This window comes from Enterobacter sp. SLBN-59, assembly GCF_024807915.1.
Lineage (GTDB): Bacteria > Pseudomonadota > Gammaproteobacteria > Enterobacterales > Enterobacteriaceae > Enterobacter > Enterobacter asburiae_B.
Genome location: NZ_JANUFI010000001.1, coordinates 3,168,576 through 3,188,043, shown reverse-complemented (window position 1 = coordinate 3,188,043; position 19,468 = coordinate 3,168,576). Strand labels below are relative to the sequence as shown.

At 58.1% G+C, this 19,468-nt stretch carries 14 protein-coding genes; 8 read left to right on the top strand and 6 right to left on the bottom strand.

What is annotated here, in order from left to right; all coding sequences use genetic code 11:
* Positions 1 to 3: 3 nt before the first annotated feature.
* The gene (argC, locus tag M2422_RS15150; RefSeq protein WP_032662767.1) at positions 4 to 1,008 is read right to left on the bottom strand and encodes an N-acetyl-gamma-glutamyl-phosphate reductase; all 1,005 of its coding nucleotides are present in this window, start codon (positions 1,006 to 1,008) and stop codon (positions 4 to 6) included.
* 88 nt (positions 1,009 to 1,096) lie between these two features.
* Between argC and argE the strand changes: the two genes are divergently transcribed.
* From argE to M2422_RS15125, 5 genes are all read left to right on the top strand, one after another.
* Positions 1,097 to 2,248: an acetylornithine deacetylase gene (gene argE / locus M2422_RS15145; protein ID WP_064673071.1), complete on the top strand. Its 1,152-nt coding sequence runs from the start codon at positions 1,097 to 1,099 to the stop codon at positions 2,246 to 2,248.
* Positions 2,249 to 2,519: 271 nt separating this feature from the next.
* Positions 2,520 to 5,171: a phosphoenolpyruvate carboxylase gene (gene ppc, locus M2422_RS15140; protein WP_023309665.1), complete on the top strand. Its 2,652-nt coding sequence runs from the start codon at positions 2,520 to 2,522 to the stop codon at positions 5,169 to 5,171.
* Positions 5,172 to 5,265: 94 nt separating this feature from the next.
* Positions 5,266 to 6,030: an AraC family transcriptional regulator gene (locus M2422_RS15135; protein WP_064673070.1), complete on the top strand. Its 765-nt coding sequence runs from the start codon at positions 5,266 to 5,268 to the stop codon at positions 6,028 to 6,030.
* 128 nt (positions 6,031 to 6,158) lie between these two features.
* Entirely contained in the window at positions 6,159 to 6,821 is a 663-nt protein-coding gene (gene fsa / locus M2422_RS15130; RefSeq protein WP_033146928.1) for a fructose-6-phosphate aldolase, read from the top strand.
* A 12-nt stretch (positions 6,822 to 6,833) separates the two neighbouring features.
* Positions 6,834 to 7,937, top strand: coding sequence for a glycerol dehydrogenase (locus tag M2422_RS15125; protein ID WP_064673069.1), 1,104 nt, complete (start codon positions 6,834 to 6,836; stop codon positions 7,935 to 7,937).
* Between the two features lie 83 nt (positions 7,938 to 8,020).
* Here M2422_RS15125 and katG read toward each other — a convergent pair whose 3' ends face one another.
* The 4 genes from katG to metB all read right to left on the bottom strand — a co-directional run bounded on the left by katG (position 8,021) and on the right by metB (position 15,058).
* Positions 8,021 to 10,201 (bottom strand): catalase/peroxidase HPI, encoded by a 2,181-nt coding sequence (katG, locus tag M2422_RS15120; RefSeq protein ID WP_033146930.1) that lies wholly within the window; start codon positions 10,199 to 10,201, stop codon positions 8,021 to 8,023.
* A gap of 147 nt (positions 10,202 to 10,348) precedes the next feature.
* Positions 10,349 to 11,236 carry a methylenetetrahydrofolate reductase gene (gene metF, locus M2422_RS15115; RefSeq protein WP_064673068.1) on the bottom strand — a complete coding sequence of 296 codons (888 nt, stop codon included), beginning with the start codon at positions 11,234 to 11,236 and terminating at the stop codon, positions 10,349 to 10,351.
* 226 nt (positions 11,237 to 11,462) lie between these two features.
* Positions 11,463 to 13,895, bottom strand: coding sequence for a bifunctional aspartate kinase/homoserine dehydrogenase II (locus M2422_RS15110; protein WP_032662744.1), 2,433 nt, complete (start codon positions 13,893 to 13,895; stop codon positions 11,463 to 11,465).
* Positions 13,896 to 13,897: 2 nt separating this feature from the next.
* A complete protein-coding gene (gene metB / locus M2422_RS15105; protein ID WP_033146933.1) occupies positions 13,898 to 15,058 on the bottom strand; it encodes a cystathionine gamma-synthase in 1,161 nt (386 codons plus the stop codon).
* 276 nt (positions 15,059 to 15,334) lie between these two features.
* On the opposite strand from metB, the gene metJ reads away from it, so the two are divergent.
* The gene (gene metJ, locus M2422_RS15100) at positions 15,335 to 15,652 is read left to right on the top strand and encodes a met regulon transcriptional regulator MetJ (protein ID WP_007369220.1); all 318 of its coding nucleotides are present in this window, start codon (positions 15,335 to 15,337) and stop codon (positions 15,650 to 15,652) included.
* Positions 15,653 to 15,700: 48 nt separating this feature from the next.
* Here the strand turns inward: metJ and rpmE are convergent, their stop codons facing one another.
* Positions 15,701 to 15,913, bottom strand: coding sequence for a 50S ribosomal protein L31 (gene rpmE / locus M2422_RS15095; protein WP_003862040.1), 213 nt, complete (start codon positions 15,911 to 15,913; stop codon positions 15,701 to 15,703).
* Positions 15,914 to 16,113: 200 nt separating this feature from the next.
* Here rpmE and priA point away from each other — a divergent pair, with 200 nt between their 5' ends.
* Together priA and cytR are read left to right on the top strand one after the other, a co-directional pair.
* A complete protein-coding gene (priA, locus tag M2422_RS15090; RefSeq protein ID WP_029739193.1) occupies positions 16,114 to 18,309 on the top strand; it encodes a primosomal protein N' in 2,196 nt (731 codons plus the stop codon).
* A gap of 119 nt (positions 18,310 to 18,428) precedes the next feature.
* Positions 18,429 to 19,454, top strand: coding sequence for a DNA-binding transcriptional regulator CytR (cytR, locus tag M2422_RS15085; protein WP_259141347.1), 1,026 nt, complete (start codon positions 18,429 to 18,431; stop codon positions 19,452 to 19,454).
* Positions 19,455 to 19,468: the final 14 nt, after the last annotated feature.

Here is a 19,468-nt window from a genome sequence, read left to right as displayed (position 1 = left end):
ACCTTAAATAAGAGCCTGCGTTTCCGGGAAACCGAAACGAATATTTGCACACTGCATTGCCTGTGCGGCAGCGCCTTTGAGTAAGTTATCTTCCGCGGCGACCACAATCAGATGCTCGCCCTGCACGGCAAAGCCGATGTCGCAGAACGGCAGGCCGACCACGTTTTTCAGCGCCGGCACGCCTTTATCGTACAGGCGCACCAGCGGTTTATCCGCATACGCCTGCGTGAAGGCCTCGTTCACCTGCTCTTTGGTCACGCCCGGCTTCAGGCGGCAGGTAATGGTTTCGAGGATCCCGCGCGGGAAGCTGCCCAGATGCGGCGTGAAAATGACGTCCGCGCCCAGATGCGTCGTGATTTCAGGGTGATGACGGTGATTAAACACGCCATACGGCTGAAGGCTCACTTCGCAGAAGCTGTTGGAAATAGCGGCCTTGCGTCCTGCACCGCTCACGCCGCTGGTGGCGTTGATCACCGGCCACTGGCTCAGATCCAGCAGGCCTGCGTCGATCAGCGGCTTCAGGGAAAGCTGCGCCGCCGTCGGGTAGCAGCCCGGAACAGCAATCAGGTCCGCTTCTTTCAGTTTATCTGCGCTCCACTCCGCCAGGCCGTACACCGCTTTTTCCAGCAGATCCGGATGCTGATGGGTGAAACCGTAATATTTTTCGTAAAACGCACCGTCGTTCACGCGGAACGCGCCGGAAAGGTCAAAGACCACGCAGCCAGCCGCCAGGAACTGCGGCGCCAGGTCGTGGCTGACCTCGTGCGCGGTGGCTAAAAACACCACGTCGACGCCGTCGGTAAACTCGCTGATGTCAGACATGGGCTGCAGCGGCAGATCGACAAGACCCTTAAGCTGCGGATGCAAATCGGAAATTAACTTTCCTGCATCATTGCTTTGCGCTGACACGGTCAAAGCGGTTATGGTCATATGTGGATGGCGATTCACGTAGCTTACAAGCTCTGCGCCCGCATAACCGCTAGCGCCTACAATCAGCGTATTCAACATCGGGTTCCTTTATGCTCAACGTTAATGTATTTTTATTCACATTTATTGCATGAATATTGATACTATCACGACCTAAGGTGTGTCAACAATGAAAATGAACTTACCGCCATTTATCGAGATCTACCGCGCCCTGATTGCCACTCCGTCCATCAGCGCAACGGAAGAAGCGCTGGATCAGAGCAATGAGTCTTTAATCAATCTGCTGGCGGGTTGGTTTAGCGATCTTGGGTTTAACGTTGAGGTTCAGCCCGTTCCCGGAACACGCCACAAATTTAACCTGCTCGCCAGCACCGGAACCGGTGCGGGCGGCCTGCTGCTGGCCGGTCATACCGACACCGTGCCGTTTGACGATGGCCGCTGGACGCGCGATCCGTTCACCTTGACCGAGCACGACAACAAGCTCTATGGCCTGGGCACCGCCGACATGAAAGGCTTCTTCGCCTTTATCCTCGACGCGCTGCGTGACGTGGACGTGACGAAGCTGAAAAAACCGCTCTACATTCTGGCGACCGCCGACGAAGAAACCAGCATGGCGGGCGCGCGCTACTTCTCTGAAAACACGTCGATTCGCCCGGATTGCGCGATCATCGGCGAGCCGACGTCTCTGCAGCCGATTCGCGCGCACAAAGGCCATATCTCTACGGCCGTGCGCGTGCTGGGTCAGTCCGGCCACTCCAGCGACCCGGCGCGCGGCGTGAACGCCATCGAGCTGATGCATGACGCCATCGGCCGCATCATGACCCTGCGCGACGATCTGAAAGAGCGCTATCACTATGAGGCGTTCACCGTGCCGTATCCGACGCTGAACCTCGGCAGCCTGCACGGCGGCGATGCCTCCAACCGTATCTGCGCCTGCTGCGAACTGCATATGGACATCCGCCCGCTGCCGGGCATGACGCTGAGCGATCTCGACGGCCTGCTGAATGAAGCGCTGGCTCCGGTGAGCGAGCGCTGGCCGGGCCGCCTGACGGTCGCCGAACTGCATCCGCCGATCCCGGGTTACGAATGCCCGCCGGATCATCAGCTGGTTGAAGTGGTGGAAAAGCTGCTCGGTGAGAAAACCGACGTGGTGAACTACTGCACCGAAGCGCCGTTTATTCAGACGCTTTGCCCTACGCTGGTCCTGGGCCCCGGCTCCATCAACCAGGCCCACCAGCCGGATGAATATCTGGAAACCCGCTTCATCAAGCCAACCCGCGAACTGATTACCCAGGTTGTGCATCACTTCTGCTGGCATTAAAACCGCACCGAAGAGTCCCCTCTCCCAGTGGGAGAGGGTTAGGGTGAGGGCAACAAATCGCATGATCTCCGTCACATTCCCATAAGCATCTCTTATCTGACGCAATGCGAATTAAATTTCGTAAATTGCCCGCATTTATTCGTTTGCTGAACCGTTTTCGCAGCAATTGACGACGGGGGTTTTACGTGGCTTTATAAAGGGAGATGACAAAATAATGTCCAGATGATTTTCGCCTGGGCATAAACAAAAATGATGGGGTGACTGGGTTTTTATGAACGAACAATATTCCGCGTTGCGTAGTAATGTCAGTATGCTCGGCAAAGTGCTTGGAGATACCATCAAAGACGCGTTGGGGGAGAACATCCTCGACCGCGTTGAAACCATCCGCAAGCTGTCTAAATCTTCCCGTGCCGGTAACGAGGCCAGTCGTCAGGAGCTGCTCACCACCTTGCAGAACCTCTCTAACGATGAGCTGCTGCCCGTTGCACGCGCATTCAGCCAGTTCCTGAACCTGGCTAACACCGCTGAGCAATACCACAGCATTTCGCCAAACGGCGAAGCGGCAAGCAACCCGGAAGTCATTGCCCGCACCCTGCGTAAACTGAAAGACCAGCCAGACCTCAACGAAGCCACCATCAAAAAAGCGGTGGAATCGCTTTCGCTGGAGCTGGTGCTGACCGCACACCCCACTGAAATTACCCGTCGCACCCTGATCCACAAAATGGTGGAAGTGAACAACTGTCTGAAGCAGTTGGATAACAAAGACATTGCCGACTACGAACGTAACCAGCTGATGCGCCGTCTGCGCCAGCTGATTGCCCAGTCCTGGCACACCGATGAAATTCGTAAGCATCGTCCAAGCCCGGTCGACGAAGCCAAATGGGGCTTTGCGGTGGTGGAAAACAGCCTGTGGGAAGGGGTGCCTAACTACCTGCGCGAGCTGAACGAACAGCTGGAAGAGAACCTCGGCTACCGCCTGCCGGTCGACTTTGTTCCGGTGCGCTTCACCTCCTGGATGGGCGGCGACCGCGACGGTAACCCGAACGTGACCGCGGAAATCACCCGTCACGTCCTGCTGCTGAGCCGCTGGAAAGCGACCGACCTGTTCCTGAAAGACATTCAGGTGCTGATCTCCGAGCTGTCGATGGTTGAAGCGACACCGGAACTGCGCGCGCTGGCCGGAGAAGAAGGCGCCAGCGAGCCGTACCGTTTCCTGATGAAGAAACTGCGTGGTCAGCTGATGGCCACTCAGGCCTGGCTGGAAGCGCGTCTGAAAGGTCAGCGCCTGCCAAAACCAGAGGGTCTGCTCAGCCAGAACGAACAGCTCTGGGAGCCGCTGTATGCCTGTTATAAATCACTGCAGGCCTGCGGGATGGGCATCATCGCTAACGGCGAACTGCTCGACACCCTGCGCCGCGTGAAGTGTTTCGGCGTGCCGCTGGTGCGTATCGACGTGCGTCAGGAAAGTACCCGTCATACCGAAGCGCTGGGCGAACTGACCCGCTATCTCGGCATCGGCGACTATGAAAGCTGGTCCGAAGCCGACAAACAGGCCTTCCTGATCCGCGAGCTGAACTCGAAGCGCCCTCTGCTGCCGCGCAACTGGGAGCCAAGCAACGAAACCCGCGAGGTGCTCAACACCTGTAAAGCGATCGTGGACGCACCGAAAGGATCGGTGGCCGCCTATGTGATCTCCATGGCGAAGACCCCGTCAGACGTGCTGGGCGTTCACCTTCTGCTGAAAGAAGCAGGAATCGACTACGCTCTGCCGGTCGCCCCGCTGTTTGAGACCCTCGACGACCTGAACAACGCCAACGACGTCATGACCCAGCTGCTGAATATCGACTGGTACCGCGGCTTTATTCAGGGCAAACAGATGGTGATGATTGGCTATTCTGACTCCGCGAAAGATGCGGGCGTGATGGCGGCATCCTGGGCGCAGTATCAGGCGCAGGACGCACTGATCAAAACCTGCGAGAAAGCCGGTATTGAGCTGACCCTGTTCCACGGACGCGGTGGCTCGATTGGCCGTGGCGGCGCGCCTGCACACGCAGCGCTGCTTTCACAGCCGCCGGGAAGCCTGAAAGGCGGCCTGCGCGTCACCGAGCAGGGCGAGATGATCCGCTTCAAGTACGGTCTGCCGGAAGTGACCATCAGCAGCCTGTCGCTCTACACCAGCGCTATCCTGGAAGCAAACCTGCTGCCACCGCCGGAGCCGAAAGCATCCTGGTGCCATATCATGGACGAGCTGTCTGATATCTCCTGCGATCTGTACCGCGGCTACGTGCGTGAAAACAAAGATTTCGTTCCTTACTTCCGCTCGGCAACGCCTGAGCAGGAGCTGGGTAAACTGCCGCTGGGCTCACGTCCTGCGAAGCGTCGCCCGACCGGTGGCGTAGAGTCTCTGCGCGCGATCCCGTGGATCTTCGCCTGGACGCAGAACCGTTTGATGCTGCCCGCCTGGCTGGGTGCCGGTGCCGCGCTGCAAAAAGTGGTGGAAGACGGTAAACAGAACGAACTGGAAACCATGTGCCGCGACTGGCCGTTCTTCTCTACCCGTCTGGGCATGCTGGAGATGGTCTTCTCGAAAGCTGACCTGTGGCTGGCGGAATACTACGACCAGCGTCTGGTGAAACCAGAGCTGTGGGCGCTGGGTAAAGAGCTGCGCGAACTGCTGGAAGGCGACATCAAAGTGGTACTGGACATCGCCAACGACTCACATCTGATGGCGGACCTGCCGTGGATTGCCGAGTCTATTCAGCTGCGTAACATCTACACCGACCCGCTGAACGTCCTGCAGGCAGAGCTGCTGCACCGTTCGCGTCTGGCGGAAGAAGAAGGTAAAGAGCCGGATCCGCGCGTTGAACAGGCGCTGATGGTGACGATTGCGGGCGTTGCTGCGGGAATGCGTAACACCGGCTAATACTCTATGCCCGGCGGCGCCGCGCTTGCCCGGACCTGTGACTGGTAGGCCGGGTAAGCGTTAGCGCCACCCGGCACATTTCGGTAGTCTTCTCATGCATTCCGATATCACCCGAATTTTGGCAGACCTGGTAAACCGCACGCTACCGCTGGGTCAGATTCATTTCTCAGCGCTGTCTGAACAGCATTCCCGAACATCTCCCTGCCTCGTCATTACCCTTGATGCCCCCTGTGAGGCGATATTTTCATCCTTTGGACACTTAACGCATCCATCGTCTAATGCCCTGAGCATACATTTCGGTAAGCAGCTGCTGACTATCGAGTTACAGCATGACAATACGCTTGTGCAGCAGCTCCAGGTTGCCCGCCGCGGTCCGCGAACGGGTGCTTTTCTTCTGCAGACGCTAGCCGAATTACAGATGCAGCCGGATGAGCAAGAGACCGCGATACTGGTGGTATTAAGCTTGCTCAGCCACTGCCGGGATCTGCTTGGCAGCGACATCCACACCGCCAGCCGCAGCCGCGCCCTGTTTGAGGCCATTCGCCGCTTCATCGAAGAACATCACGCTTCGGCGTTAACCCGTGAATCCGTCGCGCAGGCGTTCTACGTCTCGCCGAACTACCTTTCCCACCTCTTTCAGAAGATTGGCAACGTGGGGTTCAACGAATACCTGACGCAAACGCGACTCGAACACGCGCGCCAGCTGCTCAAAGGCTACGATCTTAAAATCAAAGATATCGCCGCACGCTGTGGGTTTACAGACAGCAATTACTTCTGCCGTCTCTTTCGCAAGCACACCGAACGCTCTCCTTCCGAATATCGTCGCCAGTATCACAGCGAGCTGACCGCCAAAAAATAGCATTGTGATCGCTCTCGCACTTCGCTAAGGACATTACATTTGTCCAGTATTTGGCAAAATTGGCCTGTATCCGCCCTGCCTGCCCGCGTCTTATCCTTTATTCAACCTTTCTGACTTAAGGAAAAATAATGGAACTGTACCTGGATACCGCCAACGTGGCGGAAGTTGAACGCCTGGCGCGGGTCTTCCCCATTGCGGGGGTCACTACCAATCCGAGCATCGTTGCCGCCAGCCGTGAATCCATCTGGGACGTGCTGCCGCGTCTGCAAAAAGCCATCGGACCGGAAGGCACGCTGTTTGCTCAAACCATGAGCCGCGATGCCGAAGGGATGGTGGCGGAGGCCAAACGTCTGAGTAACGCCGTCCCGGGCATCGTGGTGAAAATCCCGGTGACGGCTCAGGGGCTCATCGCGATTAAGGCGTTGAAAAAAGAAGGGATAGCCACGCTGGGGACCGCCGTTTACAGCGCGGCACAGGGCCTGCTCGCCGCGCTGGCAGGCGCGAAATATGTCGCGCCGTATGTAAACCGCGTTGACGCTCAGGGCGGTGACGGCATTCGCATGGTCCAGGAGCTGCAATCCCTGCTGGAACTGCACGCGCCGGAAAGCAAAGTGCTGGCCGCCAGCTTCAAAACGCCGCGGCAGGCGCTGGACTGCCTGCTGGCGGGATGCGAGGCAATCACGCTTCCCTTAGACGTAGCGCAACAAATGCTCGGCACGCCAGCGGTAGAGTCAGCCATAGAGAAGTTCGAGCAGGACTGGAAAAACGCGTTTGGTAACCTCAACCTCTAAGGGAGAACTGTTATGGACCGTATCATTCAATCGCCGGGAAAATATATCCAGGGCGCTGATGTGCTTACCCGTCTCGGCGACTATCTGAAGCCTCTGGCCACTCGCTGGCTGGTTGTCGGCGATAAATTTGTGCTGGGTTTTGCCGAAGAGACCCTGCGTCAGAGTTTTAAAAAAGCCGAACTGCACGCCGAAATCGCGCCGTTTGGTGGCGAATGTTCACAAAATGAAATCGATCGGCTGAAAAAGCTGGCAGACAGCGCCGACTGTCTGGCGGTGCTGGGTATCGGCGGCGGTAAAACGCTCGATACCGCCAAAGCGCTGGCCCATTTTATGGATGTTCCGGTCGCCATTGCGCCAACAATCGCCTCCACCGATGCGCCGTGCAGCGCCCTTTCCGTCATTTACACCGACAGCGGTGAGTTCGATCGCTACCTGATGCTGCCGCACAACCCAAACATGGTTATCGTCGATACCAAAGTGGTCGCGGGCGCGCCGGCACGCCTGCTGGCCGCCGGGATTGGCGATGCGCTGGCAACCTGGTTTGAAGCACGCGCTTGCTCGCGCAGCGGCGCGACCACCATGGCGGGCGGCAAATGTACGCAGGCTGCACTCGCGCTGGCCGAGCTGTGCTACAACACGCTGGTGGAAGAGGGTGAAAAAGCCATGCTGGCCGCGGAACAGCATGTGGTTACACCGGCGCTGGAACGCATTATCGAAGCCAACACCTATCTCAGCGGCGTAGGCTTTGAAAGCGGCGGGCTGGCGGCGGCACACGCTATTCATAACGGAATGACGGCGGTACCGGACGCGCACCACTTCTATCACGGTGAAAAAGTGGCGTTTGGTACGCTCACGCAGCTGGTGCTGGAAAACGCGCCGGTAGAAGAAATAGAGACCGTCGCCGCGCTTTGTCACAGCGTTGGGCTGCCGATCACGCTGGCACAGCTAAATATCAAAGAGGATATTCCGGCCAAAATGCGTTTGATCGCGGAAGCCTCCTGTGCCGAAGGGGAAACTATCCACAACATGCCCGGCGGCGTAACGCCGGATCAGGTATATGCGGCGCTGCTGGTGGCCGACCAGTATGGGCAGCGGTTCCTGCAGGAGTGGGAGTAAATAGCGTGAATAAAAATCCCCGCATCAGCGGGGATTTTTTTGCCCGTAGGCCGGGTAAGCCTTAGCGCCACCCGGCACAAGGGTTACTGCAGGTCGAACCGGTCCAGATCCATCACCTTCGCCCATGCGGCAACGAAGTCGCGGACGAACTTCTCGCTGGCATCGCTGCTGGCATAAACCTCTGCCAGCGCGCGCAGGACGGCGTTAGAACCGAAGACCAGATCGGCGCGGGTGGCGGTGTATTTCACTTCACCGCTGGCGCGATCGCTTCCGGCAAACAGTTCATTAGATTCGTCGGTTGCCTTCCACTGGGTGTTCATGTCCAGCAGATTCACGAAGAAATCGTTGCTCAGCACGCCCTCGCGGTCGGTAAACACGCCATTCTTGCTGCCATCAAAGTTTGCACCCAGCACGCGCAGGCCACCGATCAGCACCGTCAGCTCAGGCGCGGTCAGCGTCAGCTGCTGGGCTTTGTCGATCAGCAGTGACTCAGTGGTGGACACATCCACCTGCGCACGGTAGTTGCGGAAGCCGTCGGCAATCGGTTCGAGCAGGTTAAACATCTCGATATCCGTCTGATCCTGACGCGCATCCACGCGCCCTGGCGTAAACGGAACGTTGACGTAAACGCCTGCCGCTTTCGCCGCCTGCTCAACGCCCACGACGCCCGCCAGCACGATGATATCGGCCAGGGAGGCTTTGTTGGTGGTGCGCTGGATAGCTTCCAGAGCCGGCAACGCGCGAACCGCTGCGGCGTTCACATCCCAGTCGCGCTGAGGAGCCAGCGCCAGACGCGCGCCGTTGGCGCCGCCGCGCTTGTCGCCGCCGCGGAAGGTCGACGCTGATGCCCAGGCAACGGAAATCAGTTCGCTCACGGAGAGGCCAGAGGCAGCGATTTCCGCCTTCAGGCTTTCAATGTCTTCTTTCGACGGATTGAAGACCGCCTGCGGCAGCGGGTCCTGCCAAATCAGATCTTCTTTCGGCACTTCCGGGCCAAGGTAACGCGATTTTGGCCCCATATCGCGGTGGGTCAGCTTGTACCACGCGCGCGCGAAGGCTTCGTTGAAGGCCTGCGGATCGTTCAGGAAGCGGCGGGAAATTTTCTCGAATTCCGGATCAAAACGCAGCGTCAGGTCGGTGACCAGCATAGTAGGTTTGCGTTTTTTCGACGGGTCGAACGGGTCAGGCATGATTTCCGGCGCATCCACGGCTTCAAACTGAATCGCACCCGCCGGGCTGCGGGTCTGCACCCATTCGTATTTGAACAGGTTCTCGAAGAAGTAGTTGCTCCACTGGGTCGGGGTTTGCGACCAGATAACTTCCAGACCAGAGGTAATGGCATCTGCGCCAATTCCCGTGCCGTGCGTGCTGGCCCAGCCCAGGCCCTGCGCTTCAATCGGCGAGGCTTCCGGGTCGGTGCCGACGTGCGTGGCTTCACCCGCGCCGTGGGTTTTGCCGAGGGTGTGGCCGCCCGCGATCAGCGCAACGGTCTCTTCGTCGTTCATCCCCATGTTGCCGAAGGTGGCACGAATGGCCGCCGCAGCAGACAGAGGTTCACCGCTGGCGTTTGGCCCTTCCGGGTTCACATAAATCAGGCCCATTTCGGTGGCGGCGAGAGGTCGCTTCGCCAGCGCCTCCGGGTCACGGTGGGTTAGCCAGGCTTTTTCATCACCCCAGTTCACGTCCAGGTCTGGTTCCCAGACGTCTTCACGCCCGGCACCGAAACCAAACGTACGGAAGCCGGAGTTCTCCAGCGCCACGTTACCCGCGAGGATAAACAGGTCGGCCCAGGAAATTTTTTGGCCGTATTTTTGCTTGATTGGCCACAGCAGACGGCGCGCCTTATCCAGGCTCACGTTATCCGGCCAGGAGTTCAGCGGCGCAAAGCGCTGTTGACCGCGGCCTGCGCCACCGCGCCCGTCAACGGAGCGATAGGTCCCCGCGCCGTGCCAGGCCATACGGATAAACAGGCCCGCATAGCTGCCCCAGTCGGCAGGCCACCACGGTTGAGAGTCGGTTAAAAGGGCTTTGAGGTCGCCTTTAAGGGCGGAGTAATCAAGTTTGCTGAATTCTTTGCGGTAGTCGAAGTCTTCACCCAGCGGGTTCGAACGATTGGAATGTTGATTAAGAAGATCGATGCGGAGTTGTTTTGGCCACCAGTCGCGGCTGCCTGTACCTGCTCCCGCGCTGTGATCGACGCCGCCCTGGTGGAACGGGCATTTGCCGACCGATGCCGCTTTATTGGTCTCGTCTGACGTGCTCATCGCTATGCTCCCTTTTACAGTGTTACCGTTACGATATACACCACTAGCAATAAGTTATAGTTGAATTAATCCACAGATTCGATAGCTAATACCTTTTAACTATTCGCGTAACTAAAAAGCCCTCGTAATACGAGGGCTTTGCGCTTATTACGCCGGACGAACGCCCAGCGTATGGCAAATGGCGTAGCTCATCTCCGCGCGGTTCAGCGTATAGAAGTGGAAATCTTTCACCCCTTCACGGCTTAAAATTTTCACCATGTCCATCGCGATATTGGCCCCCACCAGCTTGCGGGTTTCCGGGTCATCGTCCAGCCCTTCGTACATTTTGGACATCCACAGCGGAATGCGGACATTGGTCATATCGGCGAACTTCTTCGCCTGTTTGAAGTTAGAGACCGGCAGAATACCCGGGATAATTTCAACGTCGATGCCCGCGGAGACGCAGCGGTCACGGAAACGCAGGTAGCTTTCCACATCAAAGAAGAACTGGGTAATGGCGCGGTTCGCACCGGCGTCCACTTTACGCTTGAGGTTCAGCAGATCGGCCTGGGCGCTTTTCGCTTCCGGATGCACCTCAGGATAAGCGGCAACGGAGATATCAAAGTCAGCCACCTCCTTCAGCAGCGCGACCAGATCGGCGGCATACATGTCCGGCTTACCGCTGCCCGGCGGCAGGTCACCGCGCAGAGCGACGATATGACGAATGCCGTTATTCCAGTAATCCTGGGCGATGGCCCGCAGCTCGTCGCGGGTCGCGTCGATACAGGTGAGGTGCGGCGCCGCTTCCAGACCGGTACGATCTTTGATGCCTTTAATGATGCTGTGCGTACGGTCACGCTCGCCGGAGTTAGCACCGTAAGTCACGGAGACGAACTTCGGCTTCAGGCTGCTGAGACGATCGATAGAGCTCCACAGGGTTTGCTCCATTTCACTGGTGCGCGGCGGGAAAAATTCAAAAGAGACGTTAATCTGGCCGTTTACTTCGGCCAGGCTCTGATTCAGTGCTTCCCGCTGGTTGGCGTGAAAAAAGCTCATACCTTACCTCTATCAATCGCATGTCGTTATTTGTTGTGTTGTGAACTTCTATACGTTTAGACGTCCAGATGTAAAAATGACGGAAAAGCGGAGGGACGTCAACATAAATAATCAACAATAACGGTGAGGTTTGCTCAGGGAATATGAGGGAAATTCAGGATGAGGGTGAGTGCGGTCTGATGCCCTCACCCTAACCCTCTCCCACAGGGAGAGGGAAATTCAGGCTTTACAGCAGCTTAGCCAGACGGTTGATGTCGGACTGAATGGCTCCAGCGGTGACATCACGACCCGCGCCAGGGCCGCGGATCACCAGCGGGTTATCGCGGTACCAGCGGCTTTCGATGGCGAAGACGTTATCGCACGGCAGCAGCGCCGCCAGCGGATGTTCAGGACGCACCGCCTCGACGCCGACTCGCGCTTTTCCGTTGGCCTCGAAACGCGCCACATAGCGCAGTACCAGCCCCATCTCGTTCGCCGCTTCCAGACGCTGTACCATCTGCTCGTTAAGCTCTTCACCATTTTCAAAGAAATGATCCACAGAACCTTCTTCACAGCCGGCAGGCACCAGCGATTCGACGCGTACGGCGTCCGGTTCGATGTCATAACCGGCTTCACGCGCCAGGATCACCAGCTTACGCATCACGTCTTTGCCGGAAAGGTCAACGCGCGGATCGGGCTCGGTTAAGCCCTGCTGCCACGCCTGATCCACCAGGTCAGTGAACGGTACGGTGCCGTCAAACTGCAGGAACAGCCAGGAGAGCGTGCCGGAGAAGATACCGCTCAGCGCCAGAATGCTGTCGCCGCTTTCAATCAGGTCACGCACGGTGTGGTTAACCGGCAGGCCAGCCCCAACGGTGGCGTTATAGAGCCAGTGGCGCCCTGTTTTTTCAAACGCATCGTGGATCTGGCGGTATTTATCGGTGCTGCTTGCCCCCGCCAGCTTGTTCGCACTGATGACGTGGAAACCGTGGCTGGCGAAATCCAGATACTGATCCGCAAGCTGTTCGCTGGCGGTAACGTCCAGCACCACCAGATCGTCATACGGGTGTGCGCGCATCCAGAGGAACAGCGACTCTTCATCCTGCTCTACCGCTTCATCATTAAAGAACGCAAGCGCGCGGCTGGCGTCCAGCCCTTCGTAGTTCAGGAGGCTGCGGCGGCTGTCCACAACGCCCGCGAGAATGAATTCGAATCCGGTACGCGCCGAGAGCGTCACCTGTTCGCGGGCGAACAGTTCCAGCCAGCGGGAACCGATGTTGCCTTTCCCGAACAGCACCAGGCCGATGCGCTTTTCCGCGCGGAACAGGGAGGTGTGCAGACCCTGAATCAGGCTCTCGGTTGGGCCTTTACGCAGGACGGCGACCAGGCTGATGCCCTCTTCCGACTGCCAGGTGAATTCCACCGGCTGGCCTTTCAGCTGCTGCCAGAAGCGGTGGCAGTGCAGCGGGTTACGGGTGACGCCCGCGCCCACCATCGCCACCAGCGCCAGCCCCTGACGCAGGCGAAGCTCGCCCGGCAGGCCCGCTTCATCCAGAATTTTCAGCGCGCTGTCCGCCACTTCCGCGGTATAGCAGAACTGCAGCAGCTGGCGATCGTTATGCACGCCAACGGCCAGCGGACGCACCTGGGCGCGTTTGAGGATCGTGTCGATATCTTTATGCGCCAGCTTGAAGTCCTGGCCTGCAGGCACCTGGAACTCAATCAGGCAGATGTCGTCGTGGCTGGTGACAATACGCGCCCCGGTACCGGACGCCAGTACGCGCTCAATGCGCGTGGAGCCTTGATCCGGGGTGTAACTGCAGCGCAGCTGGAGGTCGATATCGCTGCCGGAAACCGGCTGCAGCGTGCGCGCGTGCAGTACCGGCGCGGCCAGACGCGCCAGCTCGCTGGCTTCGTCGAGACGCAGCAGCGGCAGCAGGCAGGCATCTTTTACTTTGCGCGGGTCCGCGCTGTACACACCGGCCACATCGCTCCAGATGGTGACGCGGGACACGCCCGCCAGGGCACCAATCTGCGTTGCCGAGTAGTCCGAACCGTTACGGCCCAGCAGCACGGTTTCGCCCGCGTTGCTGCGGCTGATAAAGCCGGTGACGACAATACGTTTGCCCGGGTGCTGTACCAGCAGCTGTTGCAGCAGCGGGTAGGACAACCCTTCATCCACCTGCGGCTGCGCGGCGCGTTCGGCGCGCAGGAAATCACGCGCGTCGAGCCAGGCCGCTTCCACGCCCAGGTGTTGCAGCACGGCGGCCATCAGGCGCGCGGACCACACTTCACCGTGGCCCACCACTTCGGCATACACCGCGTCGGTAATTCCGCTGTCCAGCAGGGCAGCCAGACGCTCAAGGTCATGCGTAAAGGCGCTGATCAGCCCGTCCGCCACGTCCGCAGGCAGCAGGCCGGCAATCAGCTCGCTCTGGTAACGGCGTAAGGACTGTTGCACCTGATGCGCAGAAAGGCGATCGGTCTGGCTCAGTTTCAGCCAGCTAATCAACTGGTTGGTGGTGCTGCCCGCCGCCGAGACAACCATCATGTCACCCGGCTGTGAATATTCCGTCATGATCCCTGCAACGCGCAGGTAACATTTCACATCAGCAAGACTACTACCACCAAACTTGTGCAGTTGACGACCCTTCGCCCCTGCCTGCGCTATCACACTCATGATTACCCCTTGGCTGCGATCCGGAAGGCATTTTCCAGATCGGCAATTAAATCTTCAGAATCTTCAATGCCGGTTGAGATACGCAGCAGCGTCTCAGAAATTCCGGCGGCGGCACGAGCTTCCGGTGCCATACCTGCGTGCGTCATGGTCGCGGCGTGGGAGATCAAGCTTTCAACCCCACCTAAGGATTCCGCCAGCGTAAACAATGACAGCCCGCTCAGGAAGCGACGCAGCGTTTGCTCGTCACCGTCCAGTTCAAAACTTAACATCGCGCCAAACCCTTTCTGCTGACGCGCGGCAATCTCGTGCCCCTGATTTTCCGGCAGCGACGGGTGATAAAGCTTTTTCACCAGCGGCTGGGTTTTCAGGAAATCGACAATCGCCTGGGCATTGCGCTGCGCCACGTCCATGCGCGGCGACAGCGTGCGGATGCCGCGCAACAGCAGATAGCTGTCGAAGGCCCCCGCGGTGACGCCAATATTATTGGCCCACCATGCCAGTTCGGTGACAACGTCGGGATCTTTGGCAATCACCACGCCCGCCACCACATCAGAATGGCCGTTCAGATATTTAGTGCATGAATGCAATACCAGATCGGCACCCAGTGCGAGTGGGTTCTGAAGGGCCGGACTGAGGAACGTATTATCCACTACACTTATCGCTCCCGCATCCCTTGCGAGCTGACAAATTTTCGCAATATCGACAACGCGCAACAATGGATTGCTTGGACTTTCCACCAGAACCAGCTTCGGTTTCTCTGCCAGGGCCTGTTTCAGCGCCTGTTCGTCGTTTTGATCGACAAACAGGACGCGATAGCAGCCGCGTTTCGCCAGGCTGTCAAACAGGCGATAGCTGCCGCCGTAGCAGTCGTGCGGCGCAACCAGCAGATCGCCGGGTTTCAGGAACACCGTGGTCACCAGGTGAATGGCGGACATCCCCGTATTGGTTAATACTGCACCTGCGCCACCTTCCAGCTCGGCCAGCGCGCGCTGGGTCACGTCACGCGTAGGGTTGCCACGACGCGAATAATCATGCGCGCGGGGTTCATTAAATCCGGTGAAATTATAGGTACTGGAAAGATGAATCGGCGGGACAACGCAGCCGTACTGCTCGTCATCATTTAATCCGCTACGCACTGCAATAGTGGCCTGTTTACGCGTCATGGTGAGGGCTTCCTGGCGAATGAGGTGAAAAGTCAGGCACCAGAGTAAACATTGAAAGTATGGACGTCAATACATCTGGACATCTAAACTTCTTTGCGTATAGATTGAGCAATGCGCAAATAGCCGTTAAAATTATATGCTTTAGTGCACGCTGCAGCGGCAATATCCGTGCCACGGTATCGTCTCTACGGTAAACTAGACAAGATTGCGGTTCAAAACGGGTGGTTACAGGTTTTGCACCTTTAAATAAATGACTGAGAGGATTAAAGGTATCTCATGGCTGAATGGAGCGGCGAATATATCAGCCCATACGCTGAGCACGGTAAGAAGAGTGAGCAAGTAAAGAAAATTACGGTTTCCATTCCTCTGAAGGTGTTGAAGATCCTCACCGATGAACGTACGCGTCGTCAGGTGAATAACCTGCGCCACGCGACCAACAGCGAACTGCTGTGCGAAGCGTTTCTGCATGCGTTTACCGGTCAACCGTTGCCGAACGATGAAGATCTGCGTAAAGAGCGTAGTGATGAAATCCCGGAAGAGGCGAAGGTGATCATGCGTGAACTGGGTATTGACCCGGATACGTGGGAATACTGAGAAGCGGATACAAAAAAGGCACCTTGCGGTGCCTTTTTTTCGGGAAACTTATTTAGCGCCCGGGATGCTGAAACGCTTGTTGAAGCGGTCAACACGGCCACCGGTTGCAACGTCACGCTGCTTACCAGTGTAGAACGGGTGGCATTTGCCGCACACGTCCAGGTTCAGATCGTGACCCACGGTAGAGCGGATCTGGATAGAGTTACCGCAAGAACAGTTTGCAGTAATCATTTCGTATTTCGGGTGAATATCTTTTTTCATGGGAGAACCTCAGTTAAGGCCGCGTCGCTCTTCCAGCCCTAACGCCAGACACCACGCGATGTTGATTGTAAGTTCTTTGGCGTAAAGTACACCAAAGGCGGCGAATCATACAGAATTTGACCAACGTATGCAAACTGATCCGCACGCCGCTTTTACTAATGTGTATACTAACGCGCCACTTTTCAAGTCAGGAAGATTCGATGCCCGTCGCTCACGTTGCCCTGCCCGTTCCGCTTCCCCGCACCTTTGACTACCTGCTGCCCGACAGCATGAGCGCCAAAGCGGGCTGCCGCGTGACCGTGCCGTTTGGCAAACAGCAGCGCGTGGGGATCGTCGTCTCCGTCAGCGATAAAAGCGAATTACCGCTTAACGAGCTGAAGTCGGTCGTTGAGGTGCTGGACAGCGAGCCGGTTTACTCCACCAGCACCTGGCGACTGCTGCTGTGGGCGGCGGATTATTATCATCACCCGATTGGCGACGTGCTGTTCCATGCCCTGCCAATTATGCTGCGCCAGGGCAAGAGCGCCAGCCATGCGCCGATGTGGTACTGGTTTGCCACCGAGCAGGGCCAGGCGGTGGATATCAACAGCCTGAAGCGATCGCAGAAACAGCAGCAGGCGCTGGCGGCGCTGCGTCAGGGAAAAATCTGGCGACATCAGGTCGACGAGCTTGAGGTCAGCGAAACGGCGCTACAGGCCTTAAGAAAGAAAGGGCTGAGCGAACTGGCCAGCGAAGCTCCCGCTCTTTACGACTGGCGGGAGAGTTTCTCCGTTTCAGGGGATCGCCTGCGTCTGAATACCGAGCAGGCCACCGCCGTGGGCGCGATTCATAGCGCCTCCGATCATTTCTCTGCCTGGCTGCTGGCGGGGGTCACCGGTTCCGGCAAAACCGAAGTCTACCTGAGCGTGCTGGAAAACGTGCTCGCGCAGGGCAAACAGGCGCTGGTGATGGTGCCGGAAATTGGCCTGACGCCGCAAACCATCGCCCGATTCCGCGAGCGCTTTAACGCGCCGGTTGAGGTGCTGCACTCCGGCCTGAACGACAGCGAACGCCTCAGCGCCTGGCTGAAAGCGAAAAACGGCGAAGCGGCGATTGTGATCGGCACCCGCTCGTCGCTGTTTACGCCGTTTAAAAATCTTGGCGTTATCGTGATCGACGAAGAGCACGACAGCTCCTATAAACAGCAGGAAGGCTGGCGCTATCACGCCCGCGACCTGGCGGTTTATCGCGCGCACAGTGAGCAGATTCCTATTATTCTCGGGTCCGCAACGCCGGCGCTCGAAACGCTGCACAACGTGCGCCAGCGTAAATACCATATGCTGCGCCTGACGCGTCGGGCGGGGAATGCCCGCCCGGCCATTCAGCACGTGCTGGATCTGAAAGGTCAGCAGGTTCAGGCCGGGCTAGCGCCGGCATTGATTACCCGCATGCGCCAGCACCTGCAGGCGGGGAACCAGGTCATTCTGTTTCTGAACCGCCGCGGATTCGCCCCCGCCCTGCTGTGCCACGACTGCGGCTGGATTGCCGAGTGCCCGCGCTGCGACCACTACTATACCTTCCACCAGGCCCAGCGGCATTTGCGCTGCCACCACTGCGACAGCCAGCGCCCGGTGCCGCGCCAGTGCCCGTCGTGTGGTTCAACCCATATCGTACCGGTCGGTCTGGGGACGGAACAGCTGGAACAGGCGCTTGGCCCCTTCTTCCCGGACGTGCCTATTTCGCGTATCGACCGGGACACCACCAGCCGCAAGGGCGCGCTGGAACAGCAGCTGGCGGAAGTGCATCGCGGCGGCGCGCGCATCCTGATTGGCACCCAGATGCTGGCCAAAGGCCACCACTTCCCGGACGTGACGCTGGTCGCCCTGCTGGACGTGGACGGCGCGCTGTTCTCGGCAGATTTCCGCTCAGCCGAGCGCTTCGCCCAGCTGTATACCCAGGTGGCAGGGCGCGCCGGTCGCGCCGGTAAACAGGGCGAAGTGGTGTTGCAAACGCACCATCCTGAGCACCCGCTGCTGCAAACCCTGCTGCATAAAGGCTATGACGCCTTTGCCGAGCAGGCGCTGGCCGAACGCCAGACCATGCAGCTGCCGCCGTGGACCAGCCACGTCATCATCCGCGCGGAAGATCACAATAACCAGCAGGCGCCGCTTTTCCTGCAGCAGCTGAGAAACCTCCTGCAGGCCAGCCCGCTGGTGGATAATCAGCTGTGGATCCTGGGCCCGGTGCCGGCACTCGCACCAAAGCGCGGCGGACGTTTCCGCTGGCAAATCTTACTTCAGCACCCCTCACGTGTTCGCCTGCAGCATATCGTCAGCGGCACGCTGGCGCTCATCAACACGCTGCCGGAAGCGCGAAAAGTGAAGTGGGTACTGGACGTCGATCCCATCGAAGGCTGAAGACGGATCGAAAAATTTAACGCTCCTCACACTTTTTATGAAAATTCTGTAACCGATTCCATTAACTATCTGTAAAAATGGTGATGTCAGAAGTTCGGTGTTCAGGCGAGGAGAAGACGTTGAAGTCCAGGAAAGAGGTTGCACCGGCGACCATGAAAGACGTTGCCCAGAAAGCACAAGTCTCTACGGCAACGGTATCCCGCGCATTAATGAACCCGGATAAAGTCTCCCAGGCGACCCGTAACCGGGTAGAGCAGGCTGCGCTTGAAGTGGGCTATTTCCCACAGGCGATGGGGCGTAACGTCAAACGCAATGAGTCGCGCACCATTCTGGTGATTGTGCCGGATATCTGCGACCCCTTCTTCAGCGAGATTATCCGCGGTATTGAAGTTACGGCAGCGGAACAGGGTTACCTGGTGCTGATTGGCGACTGCGCTCACCAGAACCAGCAGGAAAAAACCTTCATCGATCTCATTATCACCAAGCAGATCGACGGCATGCTGCTGCTTGGTTCCCGCCTGCCGTTTGATGCCAGCATTGAAGAGCAGTGTAATTTACCGCCGATGGTGATGGCCAACGAGTTTGCGCCGGAGCTGGAGCTGCCGACGGTCCACATTGATAACCTCACCGCCGCGTTCAACGCCGTAAACTATCTTCAGGAACTGGGGCATAAGCGTATTGGCTGTATTGCCGGGCCTGAAGAGATGCCGCTGTGTCACTATCGCTTACAGGGCTACGTGCAGGCGCTGCGCCGTACCGGCGTCACCGTCGATCCGCACTATATTGCGCGCGGTGATTTTACCTTCGCCGCGGGTGGACAAGCTCTGGAGAAACTTCTGGACCTGCCTGAGCCGCCAACCGCCGTATTTTGTCACAGCGACGTGATGGCGCTGGGCGCATTGTCGTACGCCAAACGCCGCGGCCTTCGCATACCGAAAGATTTATCGATCATCGGATTCGACAATATTTCGCTTTCAGAATTTTGCGATCCGCCGCTCTCAACGGTCGCTCAGCCGCGCTACCAAATCGGCCGCGAAGCGATGCTCCTTCTGCTGGATCAGCTTCACGGTCAAACAGTTAGCAGCGGCTCGCGGTTGCTGGACTGCGAACTGATTGTCCGCGGCACTACCCAGGCATTGACTTAAAGTAAACGTCTTTC